The sequence below is a fragment of the Streptomyces kunmingensis genome (assembly GCF_039533535.1).
GTDB lineage: Bacteria > Actinomycetota > Actinomycetes > Streptomycetales > Streptomycetaceae > Streptomyces > Streptomyces kunmingensis.
Map to the genome: position 1 here is coordinate 1 of NZ_BAAATS010000064.1, position 17,746 is coordinate 17,746.

Here is a 17,746-nt window from a genome sequence, read left to right on the forward strand (position 1 = left end):
CACATCCAACATGCTCTTGATCAGCACAAACGGGAAGACCTAACGGAGTCCTACTAGAAGTCCTGCTGGCCAAGCCCGGCGCCATGGCCGGCTCCGAAGCCCTGGACCAGGCCCGCAGCGAGGGCACCTTCACCACCTCCCACGAAGCATTCTGGGCTGCGGCGAAGAAGGCCGAAGGTGACACCGAAGGCACCAAGCAGCTGGTCCACGTGCTCCTGCTGCACCGCCACCTCGAACACCGCGACGTGATCGCCGGAATCCGATCCGCCCTCGCGGCCGGCGCCCACACCGCTGACATCGTCGCCCTCGAAGCCCGCAAGGCCGCTCAGACCGATGGCCGTTCCCCCACCGTGACGGTCACCGGGCCGACGCCAGCTCTGCCCGAACCGGAACCCAGCGAGGTGGTCAGCTTGAACGCCCGCCGGGCCGTCCGCCTCCCCACCGACGAGCGTCCCCTGCCCTGTCTCAACCACTGGGACCAGCTGCTGAACCGCTCCAGGAAGGACGCCCCATGACCGGCCTGCACCACAACCTGACCGAGACCGCCTCCGACGCGGCGATCGACACCGCCTGCCGGGTCCTGCGGCTGCCCACCATGCGAGCCCAGTTCCCCGACCTCGTCGCCCGCGCTGAACGCGAACGGCTCTCCTACCGAGGGTTCCTGGCCGAGCTGCTGATGTCCGAGTGCGAGGACCGCGACCGGCGGCGCTCGGAGCGACGAATCCGGGCGGCTGGCTTCCCCCGCCAGAAATGGCTCTCCGACTTCGACTACAGCGCCAACTCCAACGTTGAGCCCGCCGTGGTCAACAACCTCGCCACCTGCGACTGGGTCAAGAAGGGCGAGCCGCTCTGCCTGATCGGGGACTCCGGCACCGGCAAGTCCCACCTGCTGATCGGCCTCGGGACGGCCGCGGCCATGGCCGGGTGCCGCGTCCGCTATGCCCTGGCCGCCAAGCTCGTCAACGAACTCGTTGAGGCCGCCGACGAAAAGCAACTGTCGAAGACGATCGCCCGCTACGGGCGCGTCGATCTTCTCTGCATTGATGAGCTGGGCTATCTCGAGCTTGACCGGCGGGGCGGCGAAATGCTGTTTCAGGTTCTGACCGAGAGGGAGGAAAAGAACAGCGTGGCCATCGCTTCGAACGAGTCGTTCGGAGGCTGGACCAAGACCTTCACCGACCCGCGGCTCTGCGCTGCCATCGTCGACCGCCTCACCTTCAACGGCACCATCATCGAGACCGGCACCGAGTCCTATCGCCTCGCCCAGACCAGGGCAAAGCAGCAGCGAACCTAGCGATCACCTGGAAATCACTGCGGCCCTGGCAGGCGGAGGAGCGCGCACCTGGAGGCACCTGACGGGCTACTGGTCGGCCATTGACATGATGGGCTGCGACAAGCTTTCAGCTGCCTCCAGGGGGCGACGATGACGTTCAAGGCCGAAGCCGATTCCGGAGTCGCCGATCGGGATGAGTGGTCCTATGCGCCAGCGGTCGGCGTCGGACCGCTCAGGTTCGGTATGACCATCGACGAAGTGGTCGAGACGTCTCAGGTTCTCGGCCAGACAGAGGTCAGCGACTGCCCGCACGTCCACGCGATCTTCTCGCCCACGTGGAAAATCGAGGTCCATCGCCGCGGGGTGGCCTCTTCACTGCCTGCCGTCACGGCCTACGTGAGCCAAGCAGCGGGGCTGTTCTGCATCGCATCCGACGCCATCCACGGTCCCCAGGTCGGGCACGATGGAATCCCGCTGGTCGGAAGGGACCTGTCGGAACTGGAGAGCGACGAAATCGCGCATGCCGAGGCAGTGGATGGTCACTTTCGCTACACGCCCGAGGGCTATGCAGGACCGGATGATCCCGGGGTCGTCATACGCGGGCAATGCGTCGGGCAGGTCCTGCGTTCGCGCCCATTGTTCATGGTGACGCGCGACGGCGCGAATACCGAATGGGACTCGATGCCTTCCGAGGAGTACCACCACGGTCAGTCATGACCTGACCTGGTCTGAGTTGTGACGAGCGGTGAAGGAGGTCGCCGACCCATCGTCGGCTGGGGCCACGCAAGACCGGAAGCCGGGGCCGCGGCGAGCCGGAAGGCGGACCCCCAGCCACGACGACATGGAGCCACCTGAGGCCGGAAAAGTGGGGCCAGATCAGACCGTCAACGCCACCCTCTGGCCGCCACGGCCAACAGGGCCCGGCCCAGACACTCACCGCGTGCTCAAAGCTGGGAAGCCCCGAAGAGGACTGGATCCTCGGCCAGTCAGAGCGGCAGGCGGCTTCCCTTCTGCAGCGCGTTGACGGCCATCCCCGCGGGACGGGAAGTTTCTGTCACGGGGCTTTCGCCAGCCCTCACGCCCCCGCCTTCGCACGGAACACCACCCCCTCAGTCCGCGTCTCGGCCCCCCGAGCCGACAGCCCGGAGCGCGCCGGCCGCGGTGCGGGCCTGCTCGCCGCAGTGACGATGCGCGGCAGCCCGGCTGACCCACTCCTGCTGCTCACACTGGCGGACCAGAGCGTCCTCGACCGCGGCCAACTCCTCGAGCGCCCCTACGGTCTGCGACCGCAGCCCGTCGGCCTTGGCCTCCAAGAGCCTGACGGACAACAGCTGATGCTCGGCGTGCGGAGCGACGGAGGCGGCCGACTCCCGGTCCACGGCGCCCTGTTCCCGAAGGTCAGCCTCCTCCGAGCGGCGTAGCGACGTCCTCCTGCGCTGCAGACGCGCCTGACTGGACCGCAGGAGCATTTCCGCCCGCTCGATCTCCTCATACGAGCGCTGCGTGAGACCGGGCGGCGCATCCCCCGCTGTGCGGGCCCGTTCATCCAGATTGCGCTCCCGGCCGGCGATTTCCTCCTGCCACGTATCGGCAGCACTCTCCCGCGCATCCGCAGCGGCCTCGCGCACATCCGCAACGCGCTCCCGTTCATCGGCCTCGGCCTCACGTGCGTCGGCCGTGTGCTCCCGTTCATCAGCTTCGGCCTCGCGGGTGCGGGCGGCGCGATCACGCCGGTCGACCACCTGCTGCTGCTCGTTGCCCGTATACCCGCGCGTGTCCTGCGCGGCGTTGCCTGCAGAGAGACCGTCTATCGGGTCAGCGTCCATCTTGGCAGTATGCCCGCCTGTCCACGCCACACAGAGAGGTGTCACAGCCCCGCTCCCTCACCGCACCGGAGCATGCCGAGAGTACTCAGATTCGCCCGTCGATGCGCGGTGAGCTTCTCCGCCCACGGCCCGGGTGTCGGCAAGGAACTTGCACAACGCCACCGACACACCCTCCCCGTCCTGAGCATGAAAACCGCCCCTCACTTCCGCCACAAACCCACGAGTGGATGCAGCGAATCGAAAAACAGCACAGTGCCGGGTGTGAAACCCGCGCACAGGGGGACTCTGCGGGCGGGCGGACGTGCGCCACGGTGCGCATGGCACCTCGCCCAGGTCCCTCTGGTTCGGAGAAGCAGCTGGAGGGACCGCCTCATGGCGATGCATCCCGGCCCGACTGTCCCGGCCGCGGCTACCACCCGTATGCATGCGATGGCATCTACCAGCGCATGCCCAACTGGTCGAGTTCGTCTCGTCGTTGATCAGTGAGTTTCTCGGCGCGGCGGCGGGTGTTGGCGGTCCACATGCCGAGGTCGACCAGGACAGTGTCCTCGGGGGTGATGTCGCGTCCGGTGGTGGCGGGCCCGGCCAGGTCAACGGGAAGGGCTTCGACGTGTTTGCGGGGGACGTTGATGAGCCTGAGTGTGCTCTCCGGCCCGTGCTGGGGAGCACGCTCGGCCAAGCCGACAGCCGGTGGGGCGGGGACAGGGGCGCTCCCCGGCGCCGGTACACTCCCTCGCCCCGGCCCGCGCCAACTGTGCTGTGAAGTGAGGTAGTTGTAGAGCCTGTCTTTGCACCCCCCGCCTGCGCAGGGCCGCCGCTGCGCCCGCGCTTCGCGCGGACGACGGGGGTTCAAAGACAGGCTCTAGCGGCCCGTCCTCTGGTCCGCGTGGATGCAGCGGTGTGCACACACAGCCCGGGGGCCGGAGGTTCAGCGGGGCAGCTCCTGCGTACCCGGCGGCTGGCCGGCGCGGCAACGTGCCCGGTGGCCAGGGTGAGAGGGCCGCCGCACGGGGCGCTATGGCGATCGGGTCTGTTACGCAGGTACCCGGAGCATCCCGCCCTGCGCATACCGCGCTTCACGTCCGTGTGAGACCCCTGCCACGGTTGCCACTGCTGAACCAGGAACGATCGTGTAGCCGTCATTGGCCGGTCTGCGTGTGGGTAGCGCAGAGAAACGGGGTTACTCGGCGTCGGCCTCGGTGGTGTGGGGCTGGGCAGCGGCGGGGGCGGGGGTGAGCCGGTTGTCGATGACGTCCCGGGCCACGTCGCTGAGCAGGAGGCGGTGGTGGCGGGCGTGCTGGCGTATGGCGTCGAAGGCCTCATTGAGGGTGATGTTCTGACGGGCGGCCAGGACGCCCTTGGCCTGTTCGATGAGGATGCGGGACTGCAGGGCGGTGTGGAGCTGTTCGTGGACGGTGTGCTGCTGGCGGATGGTGCGGGCCTGCAGCAGTCCGATGGTGGCGGCGTCGGCGAGGGCCTGGGCGAGGCTGAGGTCGTCGGCGCCCAGAGGCTTGTGGCCGGTGCGGAGCAGCAGGAGGCTGCCGATGTTGTTGCGTCGCAGGCGCATCGGCAGGGCGGTGGCCAGGGTGTAGCCGGCGGCCTGGCGGTGCTGGGCGAACTCGGGCCAGCGTGCGGCGGTTTCGGCCTCGTCGAGGGCAGTGACCGACCGGTGGGTGCGGTGGGCCTCGAGGGCCGGGCCCTGCAGGCAGGCGGTGTCCAGGACCCGCTGGAGCCCGGGGCCGGGATCACACGGGGCGGGGGAGTGCAGGTGGGGGCCGGGGTGGGCGAGGAAGACCGCGGCGTCGGTGACGTCCAGGAGTTCCTGGCAGCGCACGGTCATCTGGTGCAGGAAGTCGATGATGTCGAAGTCCTCCACCAGGGTGTCGGCCAGCTCCAGAAAGGTGCGGACAATGTGCTGTTCCCTGCTCATGGGCGAACTCCTTGGCTCCCGCGCCCTGCGCGGCCGGCCGCGGGGGCCGGTTTATGGGGTGGCATCGGGCAGCTCCCGTTCGATGACGGCGTGGGCGGTGTCCGGCAGGGACAGGCCGGAGGAGAAGGCCTGGGCGCGCAGCCGGTCCAGGGCCTCGGCCAGCGAGACCCCGAGTCGCTCGCTGAGGACCCCGGTGGCCTGGTGCACCTCGGCCCGGTGCAGCCCCACCGATCCCGCCCCCACCGGGCCGGGGCCTGTCTCACCGGTGGTGCCGTTGCCGGGCCACCGGTTGAGCACCTGCTGGGCCAGCGCGTCCGCAACCAGCCAGCCCTGCGCCAACTGCTCGGCGCTCAGCGGGCCCGGGGTGCGTCGGTAGCCGGTCATCGTGCCGACCTGCACGGCGCCGATATGCACCGGCCAGACGAACAGCGCCGCGACCCCCAGCTCTTCCGCCTCGGCGGCAAACTGCGGCCACCGCCGGGCCAGCAGCCGTGTCAGGTCGGGTAGTTGCTGGGTGCCGGTCTTTTTTCCGAGGAGCTGGCTGGGGCCTTGGCCGAGCACGAACTGCAAGTCCTCCAGGCGGGCACTGGTGTCGTCGCTGAACCACACCAGCTCATGCCCGTAGGAGATGGCGATGCCGCCCAGCCCCAGCGCGTGGGCGGAGGCGACCGCCCACGCCTGACGCTCTTCGTCGCTTGTTGCTGCCTGCAGGCTGTTCAGGAGCTCCTGCACGCTGGAACGCATACCGCACCCGCCTTCGTCCTCGCCTTCTAAAGTGGCCCGGCGAGCGCCGGCCGCAGCACGGGGATTGTAGTAGCGGTCGCATCACCGAGTGTGCCGAAGCGGCACTTCCTTCCCATCGCCGCGCCGGAGAGGCAGTGCGGTGCGCTGCTGCGTCCCGCGTGACCAGAACTGGAGAGCGAGGCCCGACGGCTGGTCAGATACCACGAACGTACCTACGCCCATGCGGAGGCGATGCTCAACGCCGCCGTCATCACGTTGATGAGCCGCCGCCTGACCCGGTCCCGCTGCTACCCCACCGCGGCGCCGCCTCTGCCCGCCGCTCTCGTCACGGCGGCATGACAGCAGCTCAGGCACGCCCCGCTTAAGGAGGTTTTCTCCGTCGGACGCAGATGCCGTCCGACGGCCCGTGGGGCGGCATACCGTCGGACGGCACCTGGCACATGCCCAGCACACATCGACGTCAGTCAGCCGTTCCGTCGTAGCACTCCGGCGAGTTCAGGCAGGGTCCCGAGTTGACGCCCCGGCCTGCACAACACGCCGCACGGAGCGCTGCCAGCGGCGCGGGAGCAGTGCCATCGTGCGGGTCATGTGAATTGTGCGGAGACATTCCTGCATGCTTCAGGCCCGGTTCGTTCTCTCGGCATGAACCATGAACATAGTGATCCGGCACCGGCCGAACTGGCCTCCGCCTATTGGATCGACTCACCCGTCATGCAGCAGCACGGTCTATGCAACTGCCCCTTCGAGGAACAGGTGCCGCGGGCACGACCGAGCATCTGGCGGACTGTAATGATCGGCACAGCATGCGCTCTCATCGTGACTGCTCTTGGCATGGTCGTCATCTGACCCTCAGCCGCTTCGTCACGCTCCAGCGGGAAGAGAATGCAGCGCAACGGTGGGGTGCCCAAATAGTGTGGCATGTCCGGCATCAGAAGCAGGCCCTACCGTGTGCTCCCGGCAACGGTGCCTGCTTCAACGTCAGCCAGGGGCTTGCGGTGGACTACGGAGTGCGTTGCTGAGATGGGTCGCGTCCCACCCGGTGGGGCGTGCGCAGATCTGCAGCTTCCCCCAAGGCGGGCTGGGTCAGTGCTCGTTGTGGACGTCGGCCGTGGCTGTGGTGGATCGCGCGGCGTCGTGCAGGGCCAGGAGGGCCAGCAGGTCCGCGACCGTGGCCGGGGTGTCGGCGGGATGGCGCAGGAGGGTGTCGGGGCGGACGCGGTAGAGGTTCGAGCGGCCTTCGCGGGTGTGGGTGAGGTACCCGCCGTCTTCCAGGTCGGTGATGATCTTCTGCACGGCTCGTTCGGTGAGCTGGCAGCGTGCGGCGATGTCCCGCACGCGCGTGGAGTGATCTGCCGCGATGGCGGCCAGCACCCGGGCGTGGTTGGTCACGAACGTCCAGCCTGCGTGCGGTTCTGGGGCACGGTCCATGCTCCTACGGTAACGGCCTTTTTCACGAACCGAGTTGGGCGAATTGCCGTTCGTGTATCGCATGACGTGAATACTGGGTGGGGTGAAGGGTAGCGACGGCATCTGGTGGAGGACCTCATGTCCCCTGACGCACTTTCTTCCCCGGCTGCGGGGGCCGGCCCGGCGGGCGGCCGTCCGTTCCGGTCGGCTCGGCAACGGAGAAAAGCATCCCCGCGCGACGGCGCCGGCCGTGGCGCGCTGGCAACAATCCTGTCCGGCGAGCTCGCGCCGGTGCACCAGCGCCCCCGGCGGACGGCCGGCAGCCGCATTCGGGCATGCCCGGCCCCTCGAGGGCCGGTTCCGGGAGGCCGGGTTTCGGTCTGCCGGTGTTTCCACCCGGCTGCCGCACGACCGGCCCGGCACGCTGATGACCTCGGCGGGAGGGCGCGATGACCTTGCGAAACTCCAGCGAGTTGGTGGACCTCCTGCACAGGGCCGCCCGTTCCGGACGCGGTTTGTCCGCCATCCCGGCCGCTGCCTCTGCCCGTCTGCTGGGCCTGGACGCGGTGACGCTGAGCCTTCTTCCTGCCGGTGGGAACTTGGAGCTGGTCTGGGCCGATCCCGCCGACCGGCTCGGCCGCGAACTGCAGGACCTGCAGTGCATCGCTGGTGAGGGTCCCAGCTGGGAGGCCGGCCGCACCGGGTGCACCGTCATCGTCTGCGACCTCGCTGCCGCCGCCGCGGTCAGGCGTTGGCCGGTGTTCGCTGCGGCCGCCGCGAACACCGGGGTCCGCGCCGTCATCGCCGTGCCCCTGTGCGAGGGCGTCACCGTGGTCGGCGTCCTGACCGGCTACCGCACCCGCCCCGCCCTGTTCTCCGGCGACCAGCGGCGCGACTGCGTCTGGTTCGCCCGCGCTGCTGTGGATCTGCTCCGGCAGACTCCGGGGCTCGGCGCCGGCGGCGTGCATCTGTACCGGGCGGAGATCCAACCGGGGGCCGGCATGTTCGACGTCCAGCACCGTGTCTTCGTCGAGGAGGCGCTGCTGCGGTTGCGGATGTACCCCTGGCGGCACAACCACCCGCTGGACGGCGCCGCCCGCGACGTCGCCGGCGGACGCCTGCGCCCGGGGCGGGATGTCGGGGATATGGGATCCGATGCGTGCTCCGGCCTGGGCGCGGTGGCCGTCGCGGAGCGCAGGAGCCATGTCGTCGTCCGTCTCGAGCACGAACTGGACCTGCCCGCAGATCTCGACCTGCTGGAGACGGCGCTCCACCAGGGAGCGATGACGGGCAAGCGCGTGGTGGCCGACCTGTCACAGGTCGAGTACCTGAGCGCCGAAACCCTGGGCTGCCTGCTGGGCCCTGCACGCCGGGGCCAGGCGCTTCCGTGGCTCGCCGGGCCGGTGAGTATGCCCGCACTCGGGCGGTTGAGGGTCACGGGAACCCTGCGCGCGTTTCGCGTATTTCCCTCGCTCTGCGAGGCGACCCGTGCAGCCCGGTAGCGACCGGACCGGATCAGAGTCCCTCGGCCTGCGGCAGGTGCGCGGCTCGCCTCGCCTGCAGTGCGACGTCTCACTCCAGCGTGCTGGACACTCTCAGCAGATGTCACTCTGAGGTCTCACTTCATGTTCCGCCCCTATCACCATTATCAGCGGCATCATGTGACGCCCAAATGAGAAGTCCGGTTGACGTCGAGGGTAGATGCCGCATCCTGGACGACGACCTCCCCTGCTGGCGTGCGCAGGCTCCCGCCGTCGGCCAGGTGCGCCTGCACCAGTCGCAGGCAGCGCCGCCAGCCCGCGTCCCAGGCCGGGCAACCAGCCAAGAACACCCCGCCACTATAAGACCGGACCCGGCAGCCTCACCCACAAGCGACCGCACCTACTCGAAGCCTTCGAAAGCAACTCCCCCGTCAGCTTTCACCCGGTCCAAGGCTGCTACAGCGTCGGTGTGTCCGGTGTCGGTTGCACGGGTGTACCAGGTGCGGGCGCCGTCAGTGTCGCCTTGCTCGTTCAGGAGGCCGCCAAGGTCGTACATGGCGTCGGTGTGTCCGGCTTCGGCTGCACGGGTGTACCAGGCGCGGGCGCCGTCAGTGTCGCCCTGGTTGTTCAGGAGGACGCCGAGGTTGTTCATGGCGTATGCGTTGCCGGTGTCGGCTGCGCGTTGCCACCAGGTGCGGGCGCCGTCGGTGTCGCCCTGGTTGTTCAGGAGGACGCCGAGGTTGTTCATGGCGTCGGTGTGTCCGGTGTCGGTTGCACGGGTGTACCAGGTGCGGGCGCCGTCGGTGTCGCCTTGCTCGTTCAGGAGGCCGCCAAGGTTGAACATGGCGCTGGTGTGTCCGGCTTCGGCTGCACGGGTGTACCAGGCGCGGGCGCTGCCGGTGTCCTTCTGCTCGTACAGGAGGACGCCGAGGTTGTTCATGGCGTCGGTGTTCCCGGCGTCCGCTGCGCGCCGCCACGCGGAAGCGGCCACGGTCAGCCTGCCGACCATGCGGGCGGCGAGACCGACTCCGAAGCATGCTGCGGGTGTGGCCAACCGCACAAGGTCTTCCCAGTTACCGGACGTGAGGTCATGTGAGGCTGGCGCGGAAGAAGCCTCATAGCCGACAAGGAGGTCGGAGACCTCGTAGCCGTCGACCTGGCCCATGACCTCTCCCACGGCCTGCAGAGGGGCGATGCCGCCGCTGTTGTGGACGGGTCGGCAAGCCCAGGCCAGAGCCTCAGACAGCCAGTTGTCGGCGGCGGATGCGCGGTCGTTACCGGTCAGGCACGACGTGGCCAGCGCCTCGATGATGGGAACAGGAACGATGGCCGGGTGGCCGCAGCGCCGAGCGATGACGGCAGCGGTGATGACAGCTTGCCCGAACGCAGTGTCAGCCTGCTCCCATCTTTGAATGAGTTCGGGAGCAGCCGACAGGGTTTGAGCCAGTCCTGTCCGCTCACGGTGACGCATGACCTGACCGATGCGGGGGTCAACCAAGGCGAATTCCCCTGCACGCTCCCACTCTTGAGCGGTCCATCGGCTCAGTGAGAAGCGACGGGCCAGGTCCAGAATCTCACGTGCATCCGCGTTGAGATCCTGCCCAGCCATGGCTCCGTCTCCCTCTCCGTTTCCGTCCTCAGCCTTGTGCTCTGAGGTGGCAGGGGTGCGTAGCTGGTCGTAGGTAGAGGGCCAGATGGTGCCGATCAAGATCACGGGGTGGGCGATGTCGGCCAGCATCTGGCGTACCGTCGCCGCTTTGAGGGGCTCCGTCCCAGTGAGAAAGTTCTGCAGCTCGTTCAGCCACACCACACTGTGCTTGAGGTCCGTGCCCCCGGAAACCAGGTGGGACAAGGTGGCACCATCAGGAGGCAGGAGCAGCCGCCATTTCGGCAGCACCGCCCTAATGGCCTCGTAAGCGCAGCGCGTCTTACCGGCGGCAGCCGGACCGATCAACAGCACGAACCCGCCGGTCGTCCGGCTGGCTTCCAGCTTGGTGCGCAAATCCGCGTCGATGTCCCGCAGGACATACGTGGGCAGCTCAGTGGACAGACCCTGCCGCGCGGGCCCGTCAGGTGGCAGAGGGATGGCTTCATGGATGCCTAACAGCGCGCGGTCGGTGACCTCCTCAACGAGCGCGACGCGCCCGTTGACTGCTGGCATACGAAGGAGTGCCTCCTGGGCCTGCGCCTTGAGCCCCGCGGCGCGTGTGGTCCGTGCGGCCATGGCATCTGTGCCAGCCTTGACCATGGGAGTCCACGCGGCAACCAGCACGCCGCCGATCGCCACAACGCCTGCCACCAGCCATGTGGGCCATGACAGTTCACCCGCCTTTACGCCCGCCGTCGCCGCAGTAACCACCACCACCGCCAACAACGGACCAAGAAGCCCGAACCACGAACGTAAGCTCCCCCGCCTCATGCCGTCATCTTCGACCAAGCGGGGGCTGGCGTCACCAGCGCATCCCCAACCGATCGAGTTCACCTCGTCGTTGATCAGTGAGCTTGTCAGCCCGCCTGCGTACGTTGGCGGTCCACATGCCGAGGTCAACCAGCACGGTGTCCTCGGGGGTGCTGTCGCGTCCGGTGACGGCTGGTCCGGCCAGCTCAACGGGTACAGCCTCCACATGCTTGCGAGGAATGTTGAGATGCCCCTCACGGGCGTGGAACTGGCGGGCCGCCGTGAGGTTGAGGGCCCACTTGTGGTCCTGAGTCCGCTTCACCGGCCGTTCCTCGGACGGTGCGCTCGCATCGATGTCGAGTACACCCAGCAGCCACTGTTGCGCAAGTTGCAGCTGGTCGAAGTCGTGCCGCTGCGCCTGCACCCAGCGTCCGAGGTCTTCGCCCTGGACAACCACGTCTCAGGCCTTCGTGGGCAGGCTCCCGCCGTCGGCCAGGTGTGCGTGGACGAGCCGGAGGCAGCGTTGACAGTTCGCCTCCCAGGCCGGGCACCATCCGGGATCGATGTCGTCCAGTTGACGGCGGGGAGCGGGGCCAACGGCACCGCATCCAGGCAGTCGCGCTCTGCTACAAGGTAGCCGGGAACCGCGCGGGACGGTCAATAAACATCCGGTGGTGTCTGCATATATGTTTCCAACGTGCGCAGCACTGCTGCAATGCGGTCTTGATCAAGCCTCAAAGCTTGCTGCAGATCCTGTACGTCGGCCAGGGCTTCTCCGGCCAGGCGTGCAGACGGCTTCCCAGCCAAAATTTCTCGTAAGTGGCGGGTAGCCTTTTCCCATTCCGAACGGGCACACCACGAAACGAAGAGATTGAAGCGAGCTTGCTCCGTGGCTACCGTATTTCCGGCGATGACCGCAGTGAACAACTCTTCCGCCTTCCTCCAGGCTTCAGCCTTTTCTGAGTCTTTCCCTATCAGCTGATACAGCACCGCCAATTCGAGCCAACTCCATCCGTCATCCGGGTCGATTTCGATGGCGTGGTTGAAGTCGGTGAGGGCGTTGTCGTAGCGGCCCATGCTGCGGTAGGTCTGTCCGCGGTTGGTGATGGCCCAGACGTAGTTGGGGTTGAGTTCGATGGCGTGGTTGAAGTCGGTGAGGGCGTTGTCGTAGCGGCCCATGCTGCGGTAGGTCTGTCCGCGGTTGGTGATGGACCAGGCCTCGTCGGGGTTGAGTTCGATGGCGCGGTCGAATTCGGTGAGGGCGTCCTCGTAGCGGCCCATTCCGCGATAGGTGTACCCGCGATTGGCTATGATCCAGGCCTTGTCGGGGTTGAGTTCGATGGCGTGGTTGTAGTCGGTGAGGGCGTCACTGTGGCGTCTCATGACGCTATACACATTTCCGCGCCCAGCAATATTCTCGGCGGATTGCGGCTCGATTTCGATGGCGCGAGTCAGATCGGTGAGTGCTTGTTCGTAGTGCTCCATCCGCAGGTGGGTCAGGCCACGCCCGTAGTAGGCGCGTGCAACCTGCGGATTGAGTTCGAGGGAGCGATCGTAGTCAGTGAGAGCCGCAGGATACTGGGCGGCATTGCGGTGCTCCCGCCCGCGTAATAGGTAGGCGAATGACCGGCTCTCGGCTGACAGTGCATCACCGGCCAGGAGCACGGTCAAAAACGCCGTCCCGGGGTCCTGTTCGCCTAGCGCCGTGTGCAGGCGCTGGACCCACACGGTGATGTCGGGGGCGTCGGCATCCCGGCCGGCCTGGGTGAGTGCCTGGACCCAGCGGCGCAGCACAGGCAGGCCCTGGTCATAGGCGTCGAGCAGTTCGCGCAGCGCGCCGGGCAGCGCGGCCTGGGGGCTGGCGCAGAGGTGGTGGCAGGTCTCCTGCAGCCGGTAGTCGCGCCAGGAAGCATCGTCCCACCAGCCGTCCGCCGGCGGCGTGCCGTCCTCCAGAGCTGTCCGGCGGTCGCGGTGAAAGGCGGCGAGACGGGCGTGCTGCGCGCTCCAGCGAGCGGGCGACTGCTGGCGCTGCAGGCGCAGCATCGCATCGCGTACGACGTCGTGGTAGCGGCAGCGTCCGGCCCGTTCGCTGACGAAGGGCAGCGAACGCAGCCAGTCGAACATGTCGGCGGTATCCGCTTGGGCAGCTGCCCGGTACAGATCCTCGTCGAGCTCCGCGGGCAGCGCGCACGCCAGCGCCGTAGAGCGGCGGGCCGGATCAGTCTCCCACTTCAAGAACCGTTCCACGGCCGTGCCGCTGGGGTCTCCCACATCCTCGGCCGTGGCCGGGCGGGCCTCGGCCAGCAACGACAAAAGCACAGGTAACCGTCCGGATAGCCGCAAGATCACCTCGACGACCTGCTCATCACTAATGTGCCGGGCCGCGAGATATCGCCGGGCCTCGGCCTCGGTGAACACCTCCAACGGCAGGTCCACCGTCAGATCCAGCCAGTCCGCCCAGACCCGTACATCCAACCGCGTCTGCCCGGCCAGCACCACGAGTACGTTCGCCGGCACATCCCCGTACCGCGCCAGCATCAACGTGTCCCGCAGCCACACATCCAGCAGCGGACCGATCCGCTCATAGGTATCGAAAAACAACACCACCCACGGCCGACGCCTGGCGACCTCCGCCAAATCCTTCAAGAAGACCGGGGTGAGCGCCCTCAACGGAGCCAGCACCATCTCCAGGTCATCAGCGCTACGAAAACGCCCACCCAACCTCTTGAGCTGACCCGCGCCAGCCGCCACCTGATGCGGATCCAACGGCCCAGTGAACGCCCCGACTCCCGGGATCATCCCCAGCGCCACCAGCCCCACCTGCGCGGCCACCACACTTCCCGGCGACGGAGGCTCACCCCCGCCGCCCGCCTCGCTCTCTCCTCGCCCGTCTGCCGCTTCTGCACCAACGCTCCCGGCAGCGATGGCTGCCTCGTGCCGCCGCTGCCGATACGCCCCCACAGCCTTGTCAAAGTCTTTGAGCGCCAGCCCCTGTTGGGCGAACTGTCCGCTCAACGCCTCCAACGCCTCCACCACATCGGCCACCGACTCATCGACATACCCCGTGCCTGCTTGCCGATCCCGGGCTTCCGTCTCCATCTGGCGAACCAGGGTCGACTTGCCCACACCAGCGGGCCCGTGAATGTGAAACAGGAACTGCGTGACCTCCCTTGGCGCTTGTCCAAAGGCTTCAGTGAATGAGGCCAGCTCCCCCTGACGCCCCACAAAGCCACTCCGGCGCCGCTGCTGTATCAGCTCCCGCCGCGTAGGAACCCGATCCCCCATCAGCCCTCCCCAAGCCGAGCAGTTCCCAGATCCCTACCATGCTGCGACGAAGTACCCGCGGACAAGCCGGTCAGCAGAAGACCGGCCGCGCTCAAACGCCCTGCTTCTATGGCGTTCTGCTCAACGACGTCTCTGCTGGTTTTCGCACGAGCGGGTGGGAGCGCTGACTGCTCACGTACACACAGGAAAACCCAAGACCACCCCGGGTGCCCCTGAGACGGGCCAACTGGCTGTTCACCAGCGCATCCCGAGCTTGTCCAGTGCGGTGCGCCGTTCGGTGGTGAGTTTGTTGGCGCGGCGGCGGGTGTTGGCGGTCCACATGCCGAGGTCGACCAGGACGTCACCCTCGGGCGTGGTCTCGCGGCCTGTCGCAGCCGGCCCGGCGAGGTCGACCGGCAGGGCTTCGATGTGTTTGCGGGGGACGTTGAGGTGGCCTTCGCGGGCGTGGAACTGCCGGGCGGCAGCAAGGTTGAGGGCCCACTTGTGGTTTTGCGTCCGCTTCACCGGCTGCTCGGGCAGCGAGTCCGCCTCGAGCCCGAGGGCGTTTTCCAGCAGCCATTGCTGCACGCTCGACAGTGCCTCGAATCCGGTCCGCTGCGCCGTGACCCAGCGTCCGAGGTCTTCGCCCTGGACGACGACGTCCCCCGCCTTCGTCGGCAGGCTTCCGCCGTCGGCGAGGTGGGCTCGTACGAGTCGCAGGCAGCGCTGCCAGCCCGTATCCCAGGCCGGGGACCACCCGGGGTCGATGTCGTCGAGCTGCCTGCGCCGTTCGTCGGTGAGTGCGCCGGCCGCCGACCCGACCGGTTCCCCGGCCTCCCGGCGGGCGGCGAACCGATCGGCGAGCTTGGCCGCGTCCCGCATGTTCTTGGCCCACTTCCCCACCGGGTACTCGTTCCACACAGCGGTGGCCGGTGGCAGGAAGTGCCCGTGCGCCTCGGCCCACGCTTTCGCGGCGGCGAGGCCGTCGGCGAACGCGTCGTCGCGCGGCGTCCAGACCATGCCCAGGCCGTCCAGCTCCGCGACGCGTTCAGGATCCAGCCTCCCGGCCTTGTAGGAGCGCCGCTGGTGGGTCAGCCACACCCCCAGGGGAAACCCGGCCGGTGACCAGTCCTCGGGCGTGACGAAGGCGTACGGGGCATACAACTGCCCGTCCCCGAGCTCCTTCGCGTACCGGGCCGCGGCCTCGATCCCGCGCAGCCAGTACGCGCCCTCCGGCTCCAGCACCCGCAGCCGCAGGAACCGCGCGAGTTCGACGGGGTCGCGCGGCGAGGAGAACTTCAGCAGCTCCCGGGCCCTCGCGCTCACCGTCTCGACCGGCTCGCCGTCCTCCGCCGCGTCGATGTCGTCCGGGAAGTCACCGTCGCCAGCGTCCTCGGGGCTGTCCTCATCCCAACTGCCGCTTCGTGCACGGGAGTCGGCGAGGGCCTCGATGCTCTCGGTGTCGTGGGCCCGCAGCGCTTCAAGGACCTTCGCCAGGCCCCCGTAAGCCGGTGAAGTCAATAGATTGTCGATGTCTTCATCCGGTCCGAGAAATACAGGAACGACCAGAGAGGCGATTTTTCCCTCTCCCGGTTTCATGCGCAGAGCCCGACCAACCATTTGCACAATGTCGACCATCGACCCGCGCACATCGCAGAATGCGATCGAATCCGCGATCGTGTCGACACCTTCTCCGAGAACCTTCACCGAGGAAAGGACCCGCAAAGCCGCGGGCAGCACCTCGACTTCAGCACCTTCGCCACGCCCATCCCGCGCTCGGCCCTCGTGCTCCTGGCCCTCCTGCTCCTGGTGCTCGATGACGTCGGAGGCGAACTCGGTGAGCACGGCCCGCCGGTGGGCCGGCGCGTGCTCGCCGTGCAGCCAGGAAGCCCACACCCGCTTCGGATCCGGGTAGGCGTGCTGGTCTTCCTCCCACAGCCGCTGCGCGGCCTCCCCGATCCCTCCGGCCATGGCTTCGGCCTCGGCGACGCGGGAGTGGAAGGTCAGCAGTTTGCGCAGGTTCTCCCGCGCCGCCGCGGTGAGCACCCCGGCCTGCAAGGCGGCCAGCCGCGCCCCCCGCACCTGTTCCGTGCCTGAGCCCAGCTGCGCACGGTGCCCGTACTCGGGATCGCGGATGTCCACACACACGACCTGGTACGGAGCGATCAGGCCCCGCTCGATCGCCTCCGACAGCGTCAGCTTGTAGGCGACGGGACCGAAGATCGGCGACTCCTCGCTCATGCTCGCCACCAGCCGCGAGCCCTCCCCGCCGCTCCCGTCCGAGGTGGCCTGCCACACCCGCGGCGTCGCCGTCATATACAGCCGCCGCACCGCACGAAGCCTGTCCTGGTCATGCACCGCCGCCCACGGCTTCAGCCCATCCCCACTCGTCCGGTGCGCTTCGTCGACCACCACCAGGTCGAACGCCTCCAAACCCAGCGCATGGGCCTTGCGCAGCACGTCCACGGACGCATACGTCCCGAACAGCGTCACCTGCTCCAGGTCCCGCACCCACGCGACCAGCTCGCCCTCATCCGTCGTGCACGGCACACCCGCGGAGTCCTTGGCCGGCAGGGAGCACACGCCGACCATCGCGCCCCGTTGCCCACCGTCGCGCCGCCAGGCCGTCGCCGTCTGCACCAGCAGATCCAGCGTCGGCACCAGCACCAACACCCGCCGCGCGCCGAGCTTCTGCGCGGCCGCGGCGGCGATGAGGGTCTTGCCCGAGCCGGTCGCGGCGATGCACTGGCACCGCAGCCCCTCCTCCGGCAGATGCCCGTCTGCGGGCGCCTGAAGGGCCCGCAGAACCTCGTCGACCGCTTCCACCTGATGGGGCCGCAGAGCCTGTCCAGAGGGCCGTTGTGTGGCGTTCAGGGCCCCTTCGACCTGGAGGGCCGGTACACCTCCTGTTACGGCGCCGCCATTCTTGTGGTGGGCGTCGACTGCCATTTATCCTCCCGAACTCAACGGCATTGCCGGTACGTTGATGGAGCGTCCCCTGCTGAATTATCCGGGCGCGTAATTCACTTTCTGCGTCCCAGTTTTCCGGCCTTTCTGGTGAGACGACCGGGTGGTTTCTTGTGTCCGTGGGCCGCTCCGGGGAGCCGGTCTAAGTACAGAAGGTAGCGTACTCAGCAGTTTGACACACGAGGTGTTGTGGGGTTGTCTCGAAGTCTACGGTGCTGGTAGCTTCGAGGTGTGAGGATGAGGTTTTCCGATCGGCTCTGGTCGTGGTCCAGTCCGAGGGGCCGGCCGAAGTGGAGTGTCCCGGACCCGGCTTCCAGGGGAGCAGCCGCACAGCATCAAGCGCCACCCCTCCCCGTAGCTGCTGCTTTTGTCGAATGCGCGGAGCGGATTCGACCCAGGCCGGATCGCGGAGCGATCCGAACGGCCGGGGCCGCGGAGCGGATCCCGGCAGGACGT

The 17,746-nt window shown here is 67.9% G+C and carries 13 protein-coding genes; 4 read left to right on the forward strand and 9 right to left on the reverse strand.

Annotation, left to right across the window (positions count from 1 at the left end):
- Window positions 1-83: 83 nt before the first annotated feature.
- The 3 genes from ABD366_RS41520 to ABD366_RS41530 all read left to right on the forward strand — a co-directional run bounded on the left by ABD366_RS41520 (window position 84) and on the right by ABD366_RS41530 (window position 1,990).
- Window positions 84-515 (forward strand): hypothetical protein, encoded by a 432-nt coding sequence (locus tag ABD366_RS41520; RefSeq protein WP_324770347.1) that lies wholly within the window; start codon window positions 84-86, stop codon window positions 513-515.
- A complete protein-coding gene (gene istB, locus ABD366_RS41525; RefSeq protein ID WP_324770345.1) occupies window positions 512-1,294 on the forward strand; it encodes an IS21-like element helper ATPase IstB in 783 nt (260 codons plus the stop codon). Before ABD366_RS41520 ends, istB begins: the two co-directional genes overlap by 4 nt.
- A 129-nt stretch (window positions 1,295-1,423) precedes the next feature.
- A complete protein-coding gene (locus ABD366_RS41530; RefSeq protein WP_324770344.1) occupies window positions 1,424-1,990 on the forward strand; it encodes a hypothetical protein in 567 nt (188 codons plus the stop codon).
- 392 nt (window positions 1,991-2,382) lie between these two features.
- On the opposite strand, the gene ABD366_RS41535 is transcribed toward ABD366_RS41530, so the two are convergent.
- The 5 genes from ABD366_RS41535 to ABD366_RS41555 form a co-directional block, all read right to left on the reverse strand.
- The gene (locus tag ABD366_RS41535) at window positions 2,383-3,099 is read right to left on the reverse strand and encodes a hypothetical protein (protein ID WP_324770343.1); all 717 of its coding nucleotides are present in this window, start codon (window positions 3,097-3,099) and stop codon (window positions 2,383-2,385) included.
- 436 nt (window positions 3,100-3,535) lie between these two features.
- Complete coding sequence (locus tag ABD366_RS41540) at window positions 3,536-3,778, reverse strand: helicase associated domain-containing protein (protein ID WP_324770342.1); 243 nt, start codon at window positions 3,776-3,778, stop codon at window positions 3,536-3,538.
- Between the two features lie 501 nt (window positions 3,779-4,279).
- A complete protein-coding gene (locus ABD366_RS41545; protein WP_324770340.1) occupies window positions 4,280-5,029 on the reverse strand; it encodes a GAF and ANTAR domain-containing protein in 750 nt (249 codons plus the stop codon).
- 51 nt (window positions 5,030-5,080) lie between these two features.
- Window positions 5,081-5,773, reverse strand: a complete 693-nt coding sequence (locus ABD366_RS41550) for an ANTAR domain-containing protein (protein ID WP_344443532.1) — start codon at window positions 5,771-5,773, stop codon at window positions 5,081-5,083.
- 1,083 nt (window positions 5,774-6,856) lie between these two features.
- Entirely contained in the window at window positions 6,857-7,201 is a 345-nt protein-coding gene (locus tag ABD366_RS41555; protein ID WP_324770811.1) for a helix-turn-helix transcriptional regulator, read from the reverse strand.
- A gap of 428 nt (window positions 7,202-7,629) precedes the next feature.
- Here ABD366_RS41555 and ABD366_RS41560 point away from each other — a divergent pair, with 428 nt between their 5' ends.
- Window positions 7,630-8,682 carry a GAF domain-containing protein gene (locus tag ABD366_RS41560; protein WP_324769633.1) on the forward strand — a complete coding sequence of 351 codons (1,053 nt, stop codon included), beginning with the start codon at window positions 7,630-7,632 and terminating at the stop codon, window positions 8,680-8,682.
- A 379-nt stretch (window positions 8,683-9,061) separates the two neighbouring features.
- Here ABD366_RS41560 and ABD366_RS41565 read toward each other — a convergent pair whose 3' ends face one another.
- The 4 genes from ABD366_RS41565 to ABD366_RS41580 all read right to left on the reverse strand — a co-directional run bounded on the left by ABD366_RS41565 (window position 9,062) and on the right by ABD366_RS41580 (window position 17,272).
- Complete coding sequence (locus tag ABD366_RS41565) at window positions 9,062-11,143, reverse strand: SEL1-like repeat protein (RefSeq protein WP_324769634.1); 2,082 nt, start codon at window positions 11,141-11,143, stop codon at window positions 9,062-9,064.
- The gene (locus ABD366_RS41570) at window positions 11,112-11,516 is read right to left on the reverse strand and encodes a helicase associated domain-containing protein (protein WP_324769636.1); all 405 of its coding nucleotides are present in this window, start codon (window positions 11,514-11,516) and stop codon (window positions 11,112-11,114) included. The genes ABD366_RS41565 and ABD366_RS41570 overlap by 32 nt, the downstream gene beginning before the upstream one ends.
- Window positions 11,517-11,716: 200 nt before the next feature.
- Entirely contained in the window at window positions 11,717-14,344 is a 2,628-nt protein-coding gene (locus ABD366_RS41575) for a tetratricopeptide repeat protein (RefSeq protein WP_344443535.1), read from the reverse strand.
- Between the two features lie 234 nt (window positions 14,345-14,578).
- Window positions 14,579-17,272, reverse strand: coding sequence for a DEAD/DEAH box helicase (locus tag ABD366_RS41580; RefSeq protein ID WP_324769639.1), 2,694 nt, complete (start codon window positions 17,270-17,272; stop codon window positions 14,579-14,581).
- Window positions 17,273-17,746 lie beyond the last annotated feature (474 nt).

Excerpts from the sequence above, each read along its gene's own strand:
- ABD366_RS41575 (WP_344443535.1), bottom strand. The coding sequence starts at position 14,344 with ATGGGGGATCGGGTTCCTACGCGGCGGGAGCTGATACAGCAGCGGCGC.
- ABD366_RS41520 (WP_324770347.1), top strand. The coding sequence starts at position 84 with ATGGCCGGCTCCGAAGCCCTGGACCAGGCCCGCAGCGAGGGCACCTTC.
- ABD366_RS41555 (WP_324770811.1), bottom strand. The coding sequence starts at position 7,201 with ATGGACCGTGCCCCAGAACCGCACGCAGGCTGGACGTTCGTGACCAAC.
- ABD366_RS41580 (WP_324769639.1), bottom strand. The coding sequence starts at position 17,272 with ATGGCAGTCGACGCCCACCACAAGAATGGCGGCGCCGTAACAGGAGGT.
- ABD366_RS41545 (WP_324770340.1), bottom strand. The coding sequence starts at position 5,029 with ATGAGCAGGGAACAGCACATTGTCCGCACCTTTCTGGAGCTGGCCGAC.
- ABD366_RS41535 (WP_324770343.1), bottom strand. The coding sequence starts at position 3,099 with ATGGACGCTGACCCGATAGACGGTCTCTCTGCAGGCAACGCCGCGCAG.
- ABD366_RS41550 (WP_344443532.1), bottom strand. The coding sequence starts at position 5,773 with ATGCGTTCCAGCGTGCAGGAGCTCCTGAACAGCCTGCAGGCAGCAACA.
- ABD366_RS41530 (WP_324770344.1), top strand. The coding sequence starts at position 1,424 with ATGACGTTCAAGGCCGAAGCCGATTCCGGAGTCGCCGATCGGGATGAG.
- istB (WP_324770345.1), top strand. The coding sequence starts at position 512 with ATGACCGGCCTGCACCACAACCTGACCGAGACCGCCTCCGACGCGGCG.
- ABD366_RS41560 (WP_324769633.1), top strand. The coding sequence starts at position 7,630 with ATGACCTTGCGAAACTCCAGCGAGTTGGTGGACCTCCTGCACAGGGCC.